The organism is Aeromicrobium duanguangcaii, from assembly GCF_024508295.1.
Classification (GTDB): Bacteria; Actinomycetota; Actinomycetes; order Propionibacteriales; family Nocardioidaceae; genus Aeromicrobium; species Aeromicrobium duanguangcaii.
On the sequence record NZ_CP101990.1, the window covers coordinates 102,374 to 120,228 of the forward strand.

The 17,855-nt window shown below is 71.2% G+C and carries 14 protein-coding genes, 1 tRNA gene and 1 riboswitch; of the genes, 6 read left to right on the plus strand and 9 right to left on the minus strand.

All coding sequences use genetic code 11. The features are described from left to right. Positions 1-59 precede the first annotated feature (59 nt). Positions 60-2,252 carry a transglycosylase domain-containing protein gene (locus NP095_RS00535; RefSeq protein ID WP_232418181.1) on the plus strand — a complete coding sequence of 731 codons (2,193 nt, stop codon included), beginning with the start codon at positions 60-62 and terminating at the stop codon, positions 2,250-2,252. A 6-nt stretch (positions 2,253-2,258) separates the two neighbouring features. Here the strand turns inward: NP095_RS00535 and NP095_RS00540 are convergent, their stop codons facing one another. The 3 genes from NP095_RS00540 to NP095_RS00550 are packed head-to-tail and all read right to left on the minus strand — an operon-like array spanning position 2,259 to position 4,455. Then, positions 2,259-2,720 carry a GatB/YqeY domain-containing protein gene (locus NP095_RS00540; RefSeq protein ID WP_232418180.1) on the minus strand — a complete coding sequence of 154 codons (462 nt, stop codon included), beginning with the start codon at positions 2,718-2,720 and terminating at the stop codon, positions 2,259-2,261. 35 nt (positions 2,721-2,755) lie between these two features. Beyond that, complete coding sequence (locus NP095_RS00545) at positions 2,756-3,520, minus strand: ABC transporter permease (protein WP_232418179.1); 765 nt, start codon at positions 3,518-3,520, stop codon at positions 2,756-2,758. Then, the gene (locus tag NP095_RS00550) at positions 3,517-4,455 is read right to left on the minus strand and encodes an ABC transporter ATP-binding protein (RefSeq protein ID WP_232418178.1); all 939 of its coding nucleotides are present in this window, start codon (positions 4,453-4,455) and stop codon (positions 3,517-3,519) included. The genes NP095_RS00545 and NP095_RS00550 overlap by 4 nt, the downstream gene beginning before the upstream one ends. Positions 4,456-4,553: 98 nt before the next feature. On the opposite strand from NP095_RS00550, the gene NP095_RS00555 reads away from it, so the two are divergent. The 5 genes from NP095_RS00555 to NP095_RS00575 all read left to right on the plus strand — a co-directional run bounded on the left by NP095_RS00555 (position 4,554) and on the right by NP095_RS00575 (position 9,682). Then, positions 4,554-5,678, plus strand: a complete 1,125-nt coding sequence (locus NP095_RS00555; RefSeq protein WP_232418177.1) for a sensor histidine kinase — start codon at positions 4,554-4,556, stop codon at positions 5,676-5,678. After that, positions 5,675-6,271 carry a response regulator transcription factor gene (locus NP095_RS00560; RefSeq protein WP_232418176.1) on the plus strand — a complete coding sequence of 199 codons (597 nt, stop codon included), beginning with the start codon at positions 5,675-5,677 and terminating at the stop codon, positions 6,269-6,271. Before NP095_RS00555 ends, NP095_RS00560 begins: the two co-directional genes overlap by 4 nt. 32 nt (positions 6,272-6,303) lie before the next feature. Beyond that, positions 6,304-7,206, plus strand: coding sequence for a metallophosphoesterase (locus tag NP095_RS00565; protein WP_232418175.1), 903 nt, complete (start codon positions 6,304-6,306; stop codon positions 7,204-7,206). A gap of 18 nt (positions 7,207-7,224) precedes the next feature. Continuing rightward, positions 7,225-7,301 (plus strand) — tRNA-Pro (locus NP095_RS00570). Positions 7,302-7,732: 431 nt separating this feature from the next. Continuing rightward, positions 7,733-9,682, plus strand: coding sequence for an acetoacetate--CoA ligase (locus tag NP095_RS00575; RefSeq protein ID WP_232418174.1), 1,950 nt, complete (start codon positions 7,733-7,735; stop codon positions 9,680-9,682). Between the two features lie 78 nt (positions 9,683-9,760). On the opposite strand, the gene NP095_RS00580 is transcribed toward NP095_RS00575, so the two are convergent. From NP095_RS00580 to NP095_RS00605, 6 genes are all read right to left on the minus strand, one after another. Continuing rightward, positions 9,761-10,798: an aspartate-semialdehyde dehydrogenase gene (locus tag NP095_RS00580; protein ID WP_232418173.1), complete on the minus strand. Its 1,038-nt coding sequence runs from the start codon at positions 10,796-10,798 to the stop codon at positions 9,761-9,763. Then, on the minus strand, positions 10,795-12,084 hold the full coding sequence (locus NP095_RS00585) for an aspartate kinase (protein ID WP_232418172.1): 1,290 nt from the start codon (positions 12,082-12,084) through the stop codon (positions 10,795-10,797). Before NP095_RS00585 ends, NP095_RS00580 begins: the two co-directional genes overlap by 4 nt. Before the next feature lie 133 nt (positions 12,085-12,217). Further along, entirely contained in the window at positions 12,218-12,814 is a 597-nt protein-coding gene (gene recR / locus NP095_RS00590; protein WP_232418171.1) for a recombination mediator RecR, read from the minus strand. Positions 12,815-12,827: 13 nt separating this feature from the next. After that, positions 12,828-13,145: a DMT family transporter gene (locus tag NP095_RS00595; RefSeq protein ID WP_232418170.1), complete on the minus strand. Its 318-nt coding sequence runs from the start codon at positions 13,143-13,145 to the stop codon at positions 12,828-12,830. Between the two features lie 10 nt (positions 13,146-13,155). Then, positions 13,156-13,221, minus strand: a riboswitch (guanidine-III (ykkC-III) riboswitch). A 16-nt stretch (positions 13,222-13,237) separates the two neighbouring features. After that, positions 13,238-15,862 carry an aminodeoxychorismate synthase component I gene (locus NP095_RS00600; RefSeq protein ID WP_232418169.1) on the minus strand — a complete coding sequence of 875 codons (2,625 nt, stop codon included), beginning with the start codon at positions 15,860-15,862 and terminating at the stop codon, positions 13,238-13,240. Beyond that, on the minus strand, positions 15,840-17,855 hold the full coding sequence (locus tag NP095_RS00605; protein WP_439647417.1) for a DNA polymerase III subunit gamma and tau: 2,016 nt from the start codon (positions 17,853-17,855) through the stop codon (positions 15,840-15,842). Before NP095_RS00605 ends, NP095_RS00600 begins: the two co-directional genes overlap by 23 nt.

Below are 17,855 nucleotides of genomic sequence, written 5' to 3' on the forward strand. Positions count from 1 at the left end.
CGCCTCCCGGCATCGCAGCGGTCCGTGTTCACATTGCGAAACTCCCGTATCCTCGTGCCATGGCGTGGCAGGACATGGGCGAATCGATCAAGAAGGTCGCCGAGAGCGAACCGAAGCCGACCTCTGTGTGGGGGGCGATCGGGTCGATCGCGTGGCTGTCCGTCCTGGCCGGCGTGATCATCGCGGTGATCTTCGTACCGGGCACGGCCTTCGTGGCCTCCACGGGCAACAAGGCCAGCAAGGACATTGTGGACCTGCCGTTGGCGCTGCAGGACCTGCCCAACCCGCAGACCACGCGCGTGCTGGCCTCCAACGGCCGACGCGTCGCGTACTTCTACCAGGAGAACCGCCAGGACGTCCCGCTGAAGAAGATCGCCCCGGTCATGCAGGAGGCGATCATCTCGATCGAGGACTACCGGTTCTACGAGCACGGCGCGCTGGACCTCAAGGGCACGCTGCGCGCCCTCATGAACAACGCGTCGGCCGGCGAGACCCAGGGTGGCTCCTCGATCACGCAGCAGCTGGTCAAGCTGACGCTGGTCCAGCAGGCGACGACCAAGGAGCAGCGCGCGGCGGCCACCGAGGTCTCGACGGCCCGCAAGATCCGCGAGCTGAAGCTGGCCATCAACTACGAGAAGGAGTACTCGAAGGACGAGATCCTCGAGCACTACCTGAACATCGCCTACTTCGGTGACGGTGCCTACGGCGTCAACGCCGCGGCCTATCACTACTTCTCGGTCAGCCCGGACAAGCTGTCGACCTCGCAGGCCGCCACGCTCGCCGGCCTGGTCCAGAACCCCGAGCAGTTCAACCCGCGGGTCTACCCCGAGCGTGCGCTGCAGCGCCGCAACACGGTGCTCGGCGTCATGGCGCGCCTGGGCAAGATCCCGGCGGCCGAGGCCGAGAAGCTCAGCGCCACCACCATCGGCCTGAAGATCACGTCGTTCCCGAACGGCTGCGTCGACTCGGTCGCCTCCTTCTCGTGCGACTACATCCGCCGCTACCTGCTGCAGGAGCCGGCGCTGGGCGCGACCGTGAAGGAGCGTCAGACGATGCTCGAGCGCGGTGGCCTCACGATCAAGTCCAACATCGACCTCTCGATGCAGGAGGCGGTCAACAAGGCCGTCACGAAGTACGTCGGCGCCACCGACAAGGCCATCGGCTCGCTCGCGCTGGTCGAGCCGGGCACGGGCAAGGTCCGCGCCCTGGGCCAGTCGCGCTCGATGGGCAAGAAGAAGGGCGAGACGTACATCAACTTCTCCGTGCCGCGGAAGTACGGCGACTCGGCCGGCTTCCAGGCCGGATCGACCTTCAAGATGTTCACGACCGCCGCGGCGCTCGAGGACGGGATCCCGCCGAGCAAGTCGTACAACGCGCCCCAGACGATGACCATCCCGACCGGGACCTACTTCGACTGCGACGGCCGCGGCACGGGCTCGTGGGAGGTCAAGAACTCCACGGGCGCCGGCGGATTCAACATGGTCACCGGGCTGCGAAAGTCCGTGAACACCTACTTCGCCCAGCTCGAGCGAGACGCGGGCCTGTGCAAGACGGTCAAGATGGCCAAGAAGATGGGCATCCCGATCGACGAGCCGGATCCCAAGAAGGGCGAGCCCGGCAGTTACGTTCCCTCGTTCACGCTCGGCCCGATCGACGTGAGCCCGCTCGACATGGCCGCCGCCTACGCGACGCCGGCCGCCGGTGGCGAGTACTGCGAGCCGGCTCCGGTCGCCGAGATCCTCGACCGCAACGGCAAGACCGTCAAGAAGTACAAGCCCGACTGCAAGCGCGTCATGAGCAAAAAGACGGCCGCCACGATCAACGCGATCCTCGTCGGCCTGCAGCAGCCCGGCGGCTTCGGACACAGCAACGGCACCGGCCTGAGCATCCCCTCGGCGGCCAAGACCGGTACGACCAACGACTCCAAGGCCGTCTGGTACGTGGGCTACACCCCCGAGATCTCGGCGGCGTCGATGATCGCCGGCATCACCAAGAGCGGCCGGCCGGCCGGTCTGGTCAACACCAGCCTGCGCGGCGTTCCCGTGTCGTTCAACCAGGCCGGCGGCTCGTCGCTGGCCGGTCCGCAGTGGAAGGCGGCGATGGGCGAGATCGAGAAGAGCCTGACGCCGGCCAAGTTCGACTCGGCCAGCCTGCCCACGGCCCAGAAGGCCGACGCCAAGCCCACCCGCGGTGGGGATCGGCCCAGGCGCGGTGGCGACCGCCCCGACCGCGGCGGCGACCGGGACGACTGACGAAGGTCAGGCGCCGAGCTGGCGCCTGACCTCGGCCGCGACGGCGCCTCCGTCGGCGCGGCCCTTGGTCTTCGCCGTGACGGCGCCCATGACCTTGCCCATGGCCTTCATGCCCTCGCCCGCGGCGCCGGTCTGATCGATGGTCTCGGCAACGATCGCCGAGATCTCCTCGGCGCTCAGCGGCTCCGGCAGGTAGTCGGCCAAGATGGCGGCCTCGGCGCGCTCCTTCTCGGCGAGCTCGGGACGGTTCCCCTCGTCGAACGCGGTGGCCGACTCGCGGCGCTTCTTGGCCTCGGACGACAGGACGGTCAGGACGTCGTCGTCGGTCAGCTCGCGCGCCTCCTTGCCGGCGACCTCGGCGTTGGTGATCGCCGCCAGCGCCATCCGGATGACCGAGGTGCGCAGGGCGTCACGGGCCTTCAGGGCGGTGTTGAGGTCGTCGCGGAGTCGATCCTTGAGAGCTGACATGGCTCCAGTGTCCCACCAGTCGGCGAGGCTCCGGCTCAGTGCCGCGGCTCCCAGCGGAAGTACCGGCGCGTGAGATCGACGCCCACCCACGTCCACAGCGCCAGCCCCGCCGTCGCGAACCACGGGCTGCCGGCCAGCTCGAGATCGTAGGCGGCGCGGACGAGCGTCACGACCGCTCCGCCGGGGGTCAGGTCGAGGTACCGGCTCTCGACCAACGGTCCGGCGATCAGCGATCCCAGCACGACGGTGATGAAGGGCATCGTCGAGATCTGGGCCGCGCTCGCGTTCGGCGTGAGCGCCGCCGTGGCGGTGGCCGCCGTCAGGCTCGACGCCACCAGGCCGACGACGGCCACGAGGATCCACCACGGTCGCGACGGGGCGGGGATGTCGAGCGCGACGAGGACACCGGCGACCACGGCGACCTGCGCCAGGAACAACACCAGCGGCGCGGCCATCACTCCGGCCAGGATCGCGCCGTCGGACGTCTCGCCGGACCGCAGCCGCTTGAGGAACAGGTCCTGGCGGCGGGTGACCAGCGTCGTCGTGGCCGTGAGGTAGATGGCGAACAGGGCGAAGAAGGCCAGCACCATGCAGATCATCCCGACAGCGGCGTTCCGCGCCGTCTCGGCCTGCGCGATGACGAAGGCGGCGAACAGCAGCGGGAACGCGGTCGCGCTGATCAGCGTGGCCTTGGACCGGGCGATGAGGCGCAGCTCGGTGCGGGCGATCACCCGGGCCCGGGCAGCCGATGCCTTGACGGAGGGTCGGGTGGCGGCGGGGGTCACGGTCGTGGTGCTCATGCGTTCTCCTCGATACGGTCCTGGCTGATGCGGGTGAAGACCTCGGACAGGCTCGCCTCCTGGGCGTGCAGGCGGCCGAGGCGGTGGTCGTGCTGGTCCGCCCAGCCCAGCAGGCGGCCGAGGGCCGGCTGCAGCTCGGCGACCCCGAGCCGGACGTGGTCCCCGTCGACGTGCAGGTCCTGCGGGTCGACCACGGTACGCAGTTCGCGCTCCAGTTGCGCCCCGTCGGCGAGCGGTGCGCGGAACGTGATCTGGGCCGGGGCGGCCCCGACGATCTGCTCCAGCGTGCCCTCGCGCACGATCCGCCCGCCGTGCATGATCGCGATGCGGTCGGCCAGCGACTCGGCCTCCTCGAGGTAGTGCGTGGTCAGGACGACGGTCGTGCCGCCGGCCAGCAGGTCGGTCACCAGGCTCCAGGTGCGCTCGCGCGACTCGGGGTCCAGTCCGGCGGTCGGCTCGTCGAGGAAGAGCACCTCGGGGCGGTTGAGGGTGGCGAGGGCGAGGTCCAGGCGACGGCGCTGGCCACCGGACAGCTGGACGACCCGGGTGTCGGCGCGATCGGCCAGCTCGACGCGCTCGAGAACGTCGGCGACGGGATCGGGGCGGGTCGTCAGCGCGGCCCACATCTCGAGTGTCTCGCGGACGGTCAGGTCGCCGGCGAACCCGGTCTCCTGCAGCATCATGCCGATGCGCGGGCGCAGGGCGGCCCGGTCGCGCTGCGGGTCGAGCCCGAGCACGCGCACCTGCCCGCCGTCGGCGCCGCGGTGGCCCTCCAGGGTCTCCATGGTCGTGGTCTTGCCGGCGCCGTTCGTGCCCAGGAGCGCGAACAGCTCGCCGCGCTGGACCGTCAGGTCGAGGTCGCGCACGGCGACGAAGTCCCCGTAGGAGCACGTCAGCCCGTGGGCCTCGATGACGGTGTCGGTGGTGATGTCCATGCCTCAACCCTCGCGGGCTCGGGGTGGGCCGGACCAGAGTGTGGCGTCACCACAACTCATGACATCTGTCATGCGCTCTGTCCGCTACGGTCGTCGGCGTGAGTCCGAATCCCGACGGCTTCGTCGCCACCTGGCGCTACACCGCGACGAGCCTGTGGCTCTACGTGGTGATCGGCCTCATCGGGCCGGTCGCTCGAGCCGTGAGCGACCTCGCGGCGGGGATCGCCGTCGTCCGCACGGTCGGGCTGCTCGTCGTCATCGCAGCGGTCGTGTGGTTCTCCTGTCGTCCGCTGATCGCGGCCGCGAAGGCGGGGCTCGGTCAGCAGCAGTTCTCCTGGGGGCAGCGGGCGAGATTCCTGGCTCCCGCGTTGCTGGTCTTCCCGCTGGCGTGGCTGCCGCCCACGTTCCCGCCCGGCGTCGTCCTCGTGCCGTGGCTGGTCGTGTCGCTGCTGGCGATCGACCTCGCGCCGCGGTGGCGGAACAACGCGGTGCCGCTCGTGCTGGTGCTGCTCGTCGGCCTGTACGCCCTCGGCGGCTGGGACCGGCTGGGGCAGCTGGACTGGTCCGGCGCCTACGCGATCGGCTTCATCGCGGTCTTCCTGCCCGTGGTCAGCGTCTTCCAGGTCTGGCTGTGGCAGCTCATGCTGCAGGTGCGCTCGCGGGGCGAGGCCGAGGCCGATCTCGCCGCCGTGCGCGAGCGGTTGCGGTTGGCGGCCGACCTGCACGACGTGCAGGGCCACCACCTGCAGGTGATCGCGCTCAAGGCCGAGCTGGCCGAGCGTCAGCTCGACTGGGACCCCGAGGCGGCCCGCGCCACGATGAACGAGGTCCAGCAGATCGCCCGCGCAGCCATCGCCGAGACGAAGGAGATCGTGCGCGGCTACCGCCGGACCAGCCTGCGCGAGGAGATGGCGAACGCCGCCGCCGTGCTCGAGGCCGCCGGCGCGGCCGTCCAGGTCGACTGTGTCGGCGAGCTCGAGCAGCCGCTGTTCGCGCTGGCGCTGCGTGAGGCGACGACGAACATCCTGCGCCACAGCGACGCGACCTCGGTGCGGATCGCCGCATCCCCGCAGCGGTTCGCGATCACCAACGACGGCGCCGGTCCCGCGACGTCGTCCCACGGGACGGGCCTGGCCTCGCTGACCGAGCGCGTCGCCGCTGCCGGCGGCCGACTGGCGGTCCGGCGCGAGGAGGGCCACTTCACGCTGGAGGTGACGGTGTGATCCGCGTGGTGGTCGTCGACGACGAGGAGATGATCCGCAGCGCGATCGTGGCGCTCCTCGCCCTGGAGGAGGACCTCGACATCGTGGGCGAGGCCGCGAACGGCGCGGACGGCCTCGACCTGGTCCGGCTGCACGAGCCGCACGTCGTGCTGCTCGACCTGGAGATGCCGCCGACCGACGGGATCGAGGTGTCGACCCAGATCGCGGCGCCGACGCGCTCGGTGCTGATGACTCGCCATGCCCGTCCGGGCGTGCTGCGGCGGGCCATGGCGGCCGGGATCTCGGGTTTCGTGCCGAAGTCGAGCCCGGTGTCCACGCTGGCGCAGGTGATCCGCGAGGTCGCGGCGGGCCGGCGCTACGTCGACTCCGAGGTCGCCGCGGCGGCGCTCGTGGCCGAGACGTGCCCCTTGTCGGATCGCGAGCTCGATGCCCTGCGCCTGACCCGGCGGCATGTGTCGATCGCCGAGATCGCGGGCACGCTGCACCTGGCCGAGGGCACGGTGCGCAACTACCTGTCGAGCGCGATGGCCAAGACGGACACCTCCTCGCGGTACGAGGCGGCCGAGCACGCGTACGAGCACGGCTGGATCTGAGTCCACTGGCACCGCCTGACTAGGCTGCCCGCATGAGACTGGGACGGCTGGCAGCGGCGACGACCGCGCTCGGGCTCGGCACGTTGGGCTACTCGTACGTCGAGGCGACCCGCCGGTTCGTGGTCCGCGAGTTCACCGCGCCCGTCCTGCCCGCCGGGCACGAGCCGCTGCGGGTGCTCCACCTCTCCGACATCCACCTGGTGCCCGGCCAGCTGCCCAAGCGCGAGTGGCTCGAGTCGCTGGCTGCGCTGGAGCCGGACCTGGTCGTGGACACCGGTGACAACCTCGCGCACGCGGACTCCGTGTCGCCGCTGGTCGCCTCGCTCGCCGGGCTGCTGGGCGTCCCCGGTGTGTTCGTCTTCGGGTCCAACGACTACTTCTCGCCGAAGCTCAAGAGCCCCACGACCTACCTGAGCGGCGGCACCGGCGTCGACGTCGGCGGCGACTGGAGCCGGTCGCCGGACCTGCCCTTCGAGGACCTGCGCGCCGCGTTCACCCAGCAGGGCTGGCTGGACCTCAACAACGACCGCGGCGAGCTCACGGTCAAGGGCACGCGCATCGCGTTCACGGGCGTCGACGACCCGCACCTGCGGTTCGACCGGCTCGACCACCAGCCGGCCGACGCCACGGCCGACCTGCGGATCGGGGTGGCCCACGCTCCCTACCTGCGCGTCCTGGACTCGTTCAACGCCGCGGGCAACGAGCTGATCCTCGCGGGGCACACGCACGGGGGCCAGCTGCAGGTGCCCGGCTTCGGCGCCCTGGTCACGAACTGCGACATCGATCGGGCCCGCGCGAACGGCCTGCACACGCACCAGACGCCCGGTCACCACGCCTCGTGGCTGCACGTCTCGGCAGGCTGCGGAACCTCGCCGTTCACGCCCTTCCGGTTCTCCTGCCGACCCGAGGCGACAGTTCTCACCCTGACCGGGTAGAATCTCAAAGGTTGCACACGGGGTGTGGCGCAGCTTGGTAGCGCGCGTCGTTCGGGACGACGAGGCCGCAGGTTCAAATCCTGTCACCCCGACCAGTGCCTCAGCACGATCAGATCCTCGGAACCCTCGGGTTCCGGGGATCTGTCGTTTCAAGCAGACCCCGGTGCCCGACTGATCCGACACTCAGTGCGGGGAGTGTGGACTGGATCACACTTCTCGGCATTTCTGCGGAATCAGCCCGCTGTAACTGTCAGTTCGGCATGATGTGCGGTGTTCGCCGGAGGGGATCGGCGGACCGGCAGGTCCGGGAGCGCTGGTGTGGCGCGATCGGGAGCGGGAGAACTGCCGTGGAGCCCGTTGCGTCACCCGAGTCGGAACGTGCCGGTGTGCCCGGGGGCATGCCGACGTCGAGGTGATCGTCGACCTGCTGGGGAAGGCAGGGTCGTCGATCACCTCGACGCCACCGGCCGTCGGACGCCGTCCGCGCCACGCCGACTCGGCGCCCCCGCCGTCCTAGACTGCGGGCATGTCCGCCGACGTCCTCTGGAAACCGCCTCATCGAGGCACCACGCAGATCGAGCGATTCGCGGCGTGGATCGCGCAGCACCGGGGCGTGGACGTCCCTGACTACGACTCCCTGTGGCAGTGGTCGGTCGACGACATCGCGGGCTTCTGGGGCGCGTGGCTGGAGTACCTGGAGCTGCCGTACGACGGCGACGCCACCGAGGTCCTGCCGGACGCGTCGATGCCCGGGGCCCGCTGGTTCCCCGACGTCCGGCTGAACTACGCCGAGGCGATGCTGCGCCTGCCCGGTCGCGCCGACGACGACGTCGTGGTGGTCGCCCGGTCGCAGAGCCGCGACGAGATCAGCCTGACCGCCGCGGGTCTGCGCGATCAGGTGGCCCGGGCACGGCAGGGTCTGATCGACGCCGGCGTCGGTCCGGGTGACCGGGTCGCGGCGTACTCGCCCAATATCCCCGAGACGCTGGTCCTGCTGCTGGCGGCCGCCAGCCTCGGGGCGATCTTCTCCTCGTGCGCCCCGGAGTTCGGCACGCAGAGCGTCATCGACCGCTGGCAGCAGATCCAGCCGGTCGTGCTGCTGGCCGTCGACGGCTACCGCTACGGGGACAAGGGCATCGACCGCCGCGAGCAGGTCGAGACCATCACCGCCGCGTTGCCGAGCCTGCGCACCGTGGTGTGGCTGCCGTACCTCGACTTCGAGGCGACCGTCCCGGCCGAGGCGATCACGTGGCAGCAGTTCACGGCGACGCCCGGGCCGCTGGAGTTCGACCGGGTGGCCTTCGACGCCCCGCTGTACGTCCTGTTCTCGTCGGGCACCACCGGCCTGCCCAAGCCGATCGTGCACGGGCACGGCGGCATCACGATCGAGCACCTCAAGGCGCTCGCCCTGCAGAGCGACCTCGGTCCGGCCGACCGCTTCTTCTGGTTCTCGACCACGGGCTGGATGATGTGGAACTACCTCGTCTCGGGGATCGGCGTCGGGGCCACCGTGGTGATGTTCGACGGCAACCCGGCCCACCCCGACCTGGGCGAGCTGTGGCGCATGGCGGCCGAGGTCGGCGTCACGTACTTCGGCACCAGCGCGCCGTACCTGCTGCAGTGCCGCAAGGAGGGCCTGCACCCCGCCCGGATCGCCGACCTGTCGTCGCTGCGCGCGATCGGCTCCACGGGCGCGCCGCTGCCCGAGGCGGGGTTCCGGTGGGTCTACGAGGAGTTCGAGCCGCACGTGCAGCTGTGCTCGGTCTCGGGCGGCACCGACACGTGCGCCGCCTTCGTGGGAGCCGCGCCGACCGTGCCGGTCTACGCCGGCGAGATCTCGTGCCGCTGCCTGGGCTGCGACGTCGACTCCTTCGACGCGTCCGGCCAGCCCGTGCGCGACCAGCTCGGCGAGCTCGTCATCAAGCAGCCGATGCCCTCGATGCCGGTCGGCTTCTGGGGCGACGAGGACGGCTCGCGCTATCGCGCCGCCTACTTCGAGGACTTCCCGGGCGTCTGGCGCCACGGCGACTGGATCAACCTGACCTCGTACGGCTCCTGCACGATCACCGGTCGCAGCGACGCCACCCTGAACCGTGGCGGCGTGCGGCTGGGCACCTCGGAGTTCTACTCGGTGGTCGAGTCACTGCCCGAGGTCGCCGACAGCATCGTGGTCCACCTCGAGGACACCGAGGGCGGCGCCGGACGGCTGCTGCTGTTCGTGGCGCTGGTCGAGGGCGCGCAGCTGGACGAGGCCCTGACGAAGCAGATCGCCAGCGAGCTGCGGTCCAAGCTCTCGCCGCGCCACGTGCCCGACGAGATCCACCAGGTGCGCGGCATGCCGCGCACGCTCTCGGGCAAGAAGCTCGAGGTGCCCGTCAAGAAGATCCTGCGCGGCACCCCGGTCGACGAGGCCGCCGCGAAGGGCGCCCTGCAGAACCCCGAGGTCCTGGACGACTTCGAGGCCTTCCGCTCCTGAACGAGATTTGCTCCGATTCCTACCTTTCAAACCCTTTGAAAGGTAGGAATCGGAGCAAATCTTGGGACGGCGGGTCGCTCAGACGAGCAGCTCGGCGATCTGGATCGTGTTGAGCGCGGCGCCCTTGCGCAGGTTGTCGCCGGTGACGAACAGGACCAGACCCTTGTTGCCCTCGATCGACCGGTCCTGACGGATCCGGCCGACGAAGCTGGGGTCCTGGCCGGCCGCGTCGAGCGGGTTCGGCACGTCGGCCAGCTGCACGCCGGGAGCCGAGGACAGGATCTGCGTCGCCTGCTCGGGCGTGATGTCGTCGGCGAACTCGGCGTGGATCGACAGCGAGTGGCCCGTGAAGACCGGCACGCGCACGCAGGTGCCCGCGACCCGCAGGTCGGGCAGGCCGAGGATCTTGCGCGACTCGTTGCGCAGCTTCTGTTCCTCGTCGGTCTCGTTCGAGCCGTCGTCGACGATCGAGCCGGCCAGCGCGACCACGTTGAACGCGATCGGCTTGACGTACTTGACCGGCTCGGGGAACGACACGGCGTGACCGTCGTGGGTCAGCGCGTCGGCCTTCTCGACCGTGGCGAGGGCCTGCGAGTGCAGCTCCTCGACGCCGGCCAGGCCCGATCCGGACACGGCCTGGTAGCTGCTGACGGTGAGCCGGACGAGACCCGCGGCGTCGTGCAGCGGCTTGAGGACCGGCATCGCGGCCATCGTGGTGCAGTTCGGGTTCGCGATGATGCCGCGACCGCGCGGGCCGTCCCCGGCGGGGATCGCGCCGGGGTTCACCTCACTGACGACCAGCGGGATGTTCGGGTCCTTGCGCCAGGCCGACGAGTTGTCGATGACGGTGACGCCCGCCTCGGCGAAGCGCGGGGCCTGCACCTTGCTCATCGTGGCGCCGGCGCTGAACAGCGCGATGTCGAGGCCGGAGACGTCCGCGGTGGCGGTGTCCTCGACGACGATCTCCTGGCCGCGGAACGGCAGGGTCTTGCCCGCCGAGCGCGCCGAGGCGAAGAAGCGGACGGACTCGGCGGGGAAGTCGCGCTCCTCCAGCAGTTGGCGCATGACGGCGCCGACCTGGCCCGTCGCGCCGACGACTCCGATGCGTGCGCTCATCGTCCGGTCCCTCCGTACACGACGGCCTCGGTGTCGGCCGCGCCCAGGCCGAAGGCCTCGTGGGCGGCGTTGACCGCGGCGTCGACCTCGTTCTCGCCGACGACGACCGAGATGCGGATCTCGGAGGTCGAGATCATGCCGATGTTGACGCCGGCCGACGCCAGCGCCTCGAAGAACGTCGCGGTGATGCCGGGCTGCGAGCGCATGCCGGCGCCGACGATCGAGACCTTGCCGATGCTGTCGTCGTACTGCAGGCGCTCGAAGCCGATCTGGTCCTTGAGGCGGGCCAGCGCGGTCATCGCGGCCTGGCCGTCGTCCCGGGGCAGGCTGAACGAGATGTCGGTGAGCGCCGTGGCGGCGGCCGACACGTTCTGGACGATCATGTCGATGTTGATCTGGGCCTCGGCCAGGGCGCGCAAGACGGCGGCGGCGTAGCCCACCTTGTCGGGCACGCCGACGACGGTGATCTTGGCCTCGCTGCGGTCGTGGGCGACCCCGGAGATGATCGCGTGCTCCATCGCCTGTCCTTCTTCCGTGTACTTGCTGACGTCTTCACTGGCCACGACCCACGTGCCGGTCTTGTCGCTGAACGACGACCGCACGTGGATGGGCATGGAGTTGCGGCGGGCGTACTCGACGCACCGCAGGTGCAGGATCTTGGCGCCGTTGGCGGCCATCTCCAGCGTCTCCTCGTAGGAGATCGCCGGGATACGGCTGGCCGTGGGCACGATCCGGGGATCGGCGGTGAAGATGCCGTCGACGTCGGTGTAGATCTCGCAGACGTCGGCGTCCAGCGCCGCGGCGAGGGCGACGGCGGTGGTGTCCGAGCCGCCGCGACCGAGCGTCGTGATGTCCTTCGTGGTCTGCGAGACGCCCTGGAAGCCCGCGACGATGACGATCGCGCCGTCGTCGATCGCCGACTGCAGGCGACCGGGCGTGACGTCGATGATCTTGGCCTTGCCGTGGACGTCGTCGGTGATGACGCCGGCCTGCGAGCCGGTGAAGCTGCGAGCCTCCTGGCCGAGCGTCTCGATCGCCATGGCCAGCAGCGCCATGGAGATTCGCTCGCCGGCGGTCAGCAGCATGTCGAGCTCGCGGCCCGGGGGCAGCGGCGACACCTGGTTCGCGAGGTCGATCAGCTCGTCGGTCGTGTCGCCCATCGCGGACACGACGACGACCACGTCGTGACCGGCCTTCTTGGTCGCCACGATGCGGTTGGCGACTCGCTTGATGCTGGTGGCGTCCGCCACCGACGAGCCGCCGTACTTCTGCACGACGATGCCCATGGACATGTTCCTTGCTTCAGAGGGGTCTGCAGGCGCAGTGGGACGACGCCACGCTGCGCCTGCGTCAGTCTAGCCCCCGGGGTCCGGCGCCCCGGCCTGCCGTCCGGGCGCCGGACGGGGGAATCCGAGACGGTCAGCCGACGGCGGTGCGGCCCTCGAAGGCGCGCCCGAGGGTGACCTCGTCGGCGTACTCGAGGTCGCCGCCGACGGGCAGGCCGCTGGCGAGCTTGGTGACGCGCAGGCCGATCGGCACCAGCATCCGCATCAGGTACGTCGCGGTGGCCTCGCCCTCGAGGTTGGGGTCCGTCGCGATGATGACCTCGGTGACGGTGCCGTCCTGCAGCCGCAGCAGCAGCTCCTTGATGCGCAGCTGGTCCGGTCCGATGCCCGCGATGGGGCTGATCGCGCCGCCGAGCACGTGGTACCGGCCGCGGAACTCGCGCGTGCGCTCGATCGCGATGACGTCCTTGCTCTCCTCGACGACGCACAGCACGGTCTCGTCGCGGCGGGGATCGGCGCAGATGCGGCACGTCGTGTCGACGGTGACGTTGCCGCACACCGAGCAGAACAGGACCTTCGTCTTGGCGTCGACGAGGGTCTGCGCGAAGCGCTTCACGTCGTCGGGATCGGCGTCGAGCAGGTGGAAGGCGATCCGCTGGGCGCTCTTCGGGCCGATGCCCGGCAGACGTCCGAGCTCGTCGATGAGGTCCTGAATCACACTTTCGTACACGTCGCCAGCCTAGTCAGTGGTCCAGCATCTTCAGCCCGACGACGCACCCGACGAGGCCGAGCAGCAACGCGATCTTGGCCACGGACGCGGGCTCGGTGCCGGTGATCATCGCGTAGGCCACGGTGCCGGCGGCACCGATGGCGACCCAGACGGCGTACGAGGTGCCGACCGGCAGGTCGCGCATGGCCCAGGCGAGGCCGCCCATGCTGACGACCAGGGCGCCCGCGAACACGAGAGTGGGGCCGAGCTTGCTGAAGCCCTCGCTGCGACCCAGGGCGGTGGCCCACACGGCCTCGAACAGGCCGGAGATCACCAGGACGATCCAGGACATGACGCACTCCTTCGTGGCCGTCTTGTCGCGATCCGGGTACGACTCCACTCGTCCGGCGGCCTGCGGGGCCGTGCGCCCATTGTGGCAAACCGTCAGCGGCGCAGGAAGTTCGCCAGCAGGTCGTGGCCGTGCGAGGTCAGGATCGACTCGGGGTGCATCTGCACGCCCTCGATCGGGAGCGTGCGGTGGCGCAGGCCCATCACCACGCCGGAACCCGTGCGAGCGGTGACCTCGAGCGTCTCTGGGACGTCCTCGACGACGAGGGAGTGGTAGCGCGCGCAGACCAACGGCGAGGGCAGGGCGGCGAAGACGCCGCGGCCCTCGTGGTGGACGAGCGAGGACTTGCCGTGCACGACCTGATCGGCGCGGACGACCCGCGCCCCGAAGACCTCGCCGATGACCTGGTGTCCGAGGCAGACGCCCAGCACGGGCGTGTGCTGCCCGAAGCGCTGCACGACCTCGGCGCTGATCCCCGCGTCGGCCGGGGTGCCCGGACCCGGTGAGACGACCACGTGGGTGAAGTCGCCGGCCAGCAGCTCGTCGACGCCGACCTCGTCGTTGCGCACGACCTCGGTGCGGGCGCCCAGCTCGCCGACGTACTGGGCGAGGTTGAACACGAACGAGTCGTAGTTGTCGATGAACAGCACCCGGGCAGGCGTCAAAGGGCCGGTCGACCTTGCCGGCGAGTGCTGTGCAGGCTCGCGGTGCTCAAGGGCGCTCGAGAGCCGGGCGGTGACGGGTCCGGCGGCCCACCGGCCGACGCCCTCGCACGAGGTGACCGGCACGATGCCGCGCAGGGCGTTGGTGGCGAACACCTCGGTCGCGGCGGTGAGGTCGTCGAGGGTCATCCGGCGCTGCAGGACGGGCAGGCCCAGCGCGGACGCCAGCTCGATGACGCGGCCCCGCGCCGTGCCGGGCAGCAGCCGTCCGTCGAGCGCCGGGGTGTGCAGACCGTCGTCCAGCACCGCGAAGAGGCTCGCACGGGCTGTCTCGAGCACCGATCCGTCGGTGTCCGTCACGAGCGGCTCGTGATCCGGGACGACCGGGACGCGCCCGCGGTCGGCCCACTTGTGCGGGCCGAGGCCGCCGGGCACGACTCGCGGCCCGAGCGACCAGGTGGGCTCGGTGGGCGTGAGCGGCGCGGTCTCCATCGAGATCTCGACGTCCCCGCGGCACGGCACGGCATCGACGCGCAGCCGGTGGGGTCCGGTGAGACCGGCGACCCGAGCGTGCACCGCGTCCTCCAGCCCGGCCCGCACCGTGGTGCCGTGGACGGCGCGGACGCTGGCGTCGAGGCGGGCGAGGTGGGCGTCGAGGTCGACGGCGCGCCCGTCGAGCACCAGGACCGTCTCGAAGATCCCGCGGTCGAGGTCGACGGGGCGACTCGACTTCCGGTCAGGCGCCACCTCGGGGGTGGCCGGCCGCTGCGGCGCGACCAGGTCGAGCCGGCCGCCGATCGCCTCGATCAGGGGGCGGGCCTTGTCGAGGCACTCGACGTACTCACCGGCCGGATCGGAGTCGGCCACGATGCCGCCGCCGACCCCCAGCCACACCCGGGTGGCGCCGTCGGCAGCCGTCGCGAACTCGAAGGTGCGGATCGCGACGTTCAACTCCAGGCCGGCGGTGGCGCTGACGTGGCCGATCGTGCCGGTGTAGGCCTCACGCCCGGTCGTCTCGAGCTCGGCGATCAGCTCCATCGCCCGCACCTTGGGGGCGCCGGTGACCGAGCCCGGCGGGAACGTCGCGCGCAACAGGGCGCCGTCGCCGGTACCGGACGGCAGGTGGGCGACGACGTCGGAGACCAGGTGCCAGACGGTGTGTCGCTCGACCCGGTTCAGCGCGGGCACCCGGACCGAGCCGGGCACGGCGACGCGGCCGAGGTCGTTGCGCATCAGGTCGACGATCATCACGTTCTCGGCGCGGTTCTTGGCCGAGGCCTCGAGGTCGAGCGGATCGGTCGACAGGGCAGCGGTGCCCTTGATCGGGGAGGTGAGGACCTCGTCGCCGGTCCGGCGCAGGAAGAGCTCGGGCGAGAAGCTGGCCAGCGCGCCCTCGGGGGACGAGACGTACGCGGCGTACGCGGGCCGCAGGTGTTCGACGCCGGCGCAGAACGCGTCGAGGGGATCACCGTCGTAGGGAGCCTCGAGCCGTGCGCAGAGGTTGACCTGGAAGATGTCGCCGGCCGCGATGTGCTCGAGGGCCCGCCCCACGGCCTCGCGATGGGCCTGAGGGCTCGGCGTCATGTCGAACGCGCCGACGGCGAACGGCTCCTCCTTCGCCGGTGCGCTGACGGCCTCGATGAGCTCCTCGATCCGTGCGGGACCGGGGTCGCCGACCGACTCCAGCCACCAGGTGCCGCGCACCTGCCGCAGCACGAGGTCGTAGAACCCCACGCGGTGGTCGGGCTGCGGAAGGGGCCGCGGCGGTCCTTCGGGGAGGCTCTCGACCTGGTGGCCGAGGCGGTAGCCCCAGGCGCCGATCCAGCCGCCACCGAAGCCGTCGGCGTCCAGCCGAGGCAGCTCGACGTCGTCCCACGTCTGCAGCAGGCGAGTGGGCTCGCAGGCGATCAGCGCCTCGCCCTGGTGCCACGCGCCCAGCAGGGCGACGAGGCGGTCGCGACCCCGGAGCCGGCGCAGGACCTCGGTGGGGCGGGCGGTCAGGTCGAGCCGGCGGCGGACCGGAACAGGCGAGGGCTCAGCGGTAGGGGGTCTCGTCAATGACCTCGGCCCCCAGGTGCTCGGCCAGGAGCGCCTCCGCATCCTGCGAGCCGTCGTCGACGACCGGGTCGTTCGGGTCGACGCCGGCGTCGGGGTTCACCCGCTCGACGGGGACGGGACCCTGGCGCAGCGCCTCGCGGACCGACTCGGGCACCCGGGACTCGTGCGGGGCGGCCGGGGCCGAGGGCGCCGCGGCGGGGGCCGCCGTGGTGCCGGTGGGCGTGGCGGAGGGATCGACGATCGCCTCGATGCGCCACTGGACGGCCATCACGTCGGACAGCGCCTGCTGGACGATCTGGTCCGAGCCGCTCTTGACGAACGAGTCGCGGGCACCGGTGTTGACCAGGGCGAGCGTCAGCGTGGAGCCGTCGAGGGCCGCGACCTGGGCGTTCTGGCTCAGCATGACCCACGTGAAGCGGCGCAGGTGCTGGACGCGGTCGAGCACCTGGGGCCACATCCGCCGGACGTCGGCGGTCGTGAGCTGGCCGGGAGTGGAGGCGGGTGCGGGTGCCGGGGTCTCGGCCGCAGGAGCCGGGGCGGGCTCAGTCGGACGAGTGACCTCGGCCGCGGGCGCGGCATCCGGTGCGACGGGGGTGATCTCGGCAGGCGCCTCGGGACGCGGCTCGTCGCGCTCGGCCGGTGCCTCGGCGGCAGGAGGGGAGGCCGGCGCCGGAGCGGGCGTGGGGGCAGGTGCAGCGGCGGGCGCGGGCGCGGGTGCAGGCGCGGCAGGGGCCTGGACAGGGGCAGGTGCCGGGGCGGGCGGCGGGCTGGCAACGGTCTCGGCCGCCGGAGCGGCTCCGGAGAGGCGTCGCTCGAGCCGGTCGAGCCGGGCGTGGAACCCCTCGACGGAGTTGTCGGCGCCGGGCACGAGGATCCGCGCGCACATCAGCTCGAGCATCAGCCGCGGAGCGGTGGCTCCACGGAACTCGGTGATGGCCGTGCTGACCAGGTCGGCGGCGCGCGTCAGCTCGGTGGGCTCGAAGCCCGCGACCTGGCGCGTCAGAACGGCCGTGCGATCGGCGGGCGTCTCGAGCAGTCCCGTCTCGGCGGCGTTCGGGACGGCCTTGAGGATCACCAGGTCGCGGAAGCGCTGGAGCAGGTCCTCGGCGAAGCGGCGCGGGTCCTGGCCGGACTCGATGACCTTGTCGACGACGCCGAACACGGTCGCCGCGTCGCTGACGGCGAAGGCCTCGATCGCCTCGTCGAGCAGCGAGTCGGGGGTGTACCCGAGCAACTGGACGGCGAGGTCGTAGGTGATGCCGTCGGGGCCCGAGCCGGCGAGAAGCTGGTCGAGCACGCTGAGCGAGTCACGGACGGAGCCGCCGCCGGCGCGCACGACCAGGGGCAGCGCGGTGGGCTCGAGGCGCACGTTCTCGCTCTGGCACAGCTGGAGCATGTAGTCGCCGAGCAGCTTGGGCGGGACGAGGCGGAACGGGTAGTGGTGGGTCCGCGAGCGGATCGTGCCGATGACCTTGTCGGGCTCGGTCGTGGCGAAGATGAACTTCAGGTGCGGCGGCGGCTCCTCGACGAGCTTGAGCAGCGCGTTGAAGCCCTGCGGGGAGACCATGTGGGCCTCGTCGATGATGTAGACCTTGTACCGGCTGCTGACCGGGGCGAAGAACGCCCGCTCGCGCAGGTCGCGCGCGTCGTCGACGCCGCCGTGGCTGGCCGCGTCGATCTCGATGACGTCGATGCTGCCCGGCCCGCCGCGCGCGAGGTCGCGGCAGCTCTGGCACTCGCCGCACGGATCGGAGATCGGCGCCTTCTCGCAGTTCAGGGCGCGCGCCAGGATCCGGGCGCTGGTGGTCTTGCCGCAACCGCGCGGACCGCTGAACAGGTAGGCGTGGTTGACCCGGTTGTTGGCCAGGGCGTGACGCAGCGGAGCGGTCACGTGGTCCTGACCGATGACCTCGGCGAACGTCTCGGGTCGGTAGCGCCGATACAGGGCCAGGGGTGCGTCCACGAAGACCACCCTAGACGCCCGCCCCGACAG

Excerpts from the sequence above, each read along its gene's own strand:
- NP095_RS00535 (WP_232418181.1), top strand. The coding sequence starts at position 60 with ATGGCGTGGCAGGACATGGGCGAATCGATCAAGAAGGTCGCCGAGAGC.
- NP095_RS00545 (WP_232418179.1), bottom strand. The coding sequence starts at position 3,520 with ATGAGCACCACGACCGTGACCCCCGCCGCCACCCGACCCTCCGTCAAG.
- NP095_RS00575 (WP_232418174.1), top strand. The coding sequence starts at position 7,733 with ATGTCCGCCGACGTCCTCTGGAAACCGCCTCATCGAGGCACCACGCAG.
- NP095_RS00550 (WP_232418178.1), bottom strand. The coding sequence starts at position 4,455 with ATGGACATCACCACCGACACCGTCATCGAGGCCCACGGGCTGACGTGC.
- NP095_RS00565 (WP_232418175.1), top strand. The coding sequence starts at position 6,304 with ATGAGACTGGGACGGCTGGCAGCGGCGACGACCGCGCTCGGGCTCGGC.
- NP095_RS00585 (WP_232418172.1), bottom strand. The coding sequence starts at position 12,084 with ATGGGCATCGTCGTGCAGAAGTACGGCGGCTCGTCGGTGGCGGACGCC.
- NP095_RS00595 (WP_232418170.1), bottom strand. The coding sequence starts at position 13,145 with ATGTCCTGGATCGTCCTGGTGATCTCCGGCCTGTTCGAGGCCGTGTGG.
- NP095_RS00540 (WP_232418180.1), bottom strand. The coding sequence starts at position 2,720 with ATGTCAGCTCTCAAGGATCGACTCCGCGACGACCTCAACACCGCCCTG.
- NP095_RS00580 (WP_232418173.1), bottom strand. The coding sequence starts at position 10,798 with ATGAGCGCACGCATCGGAGTCGTCGGCGCGACGGGCCAGGTCGGCGCC.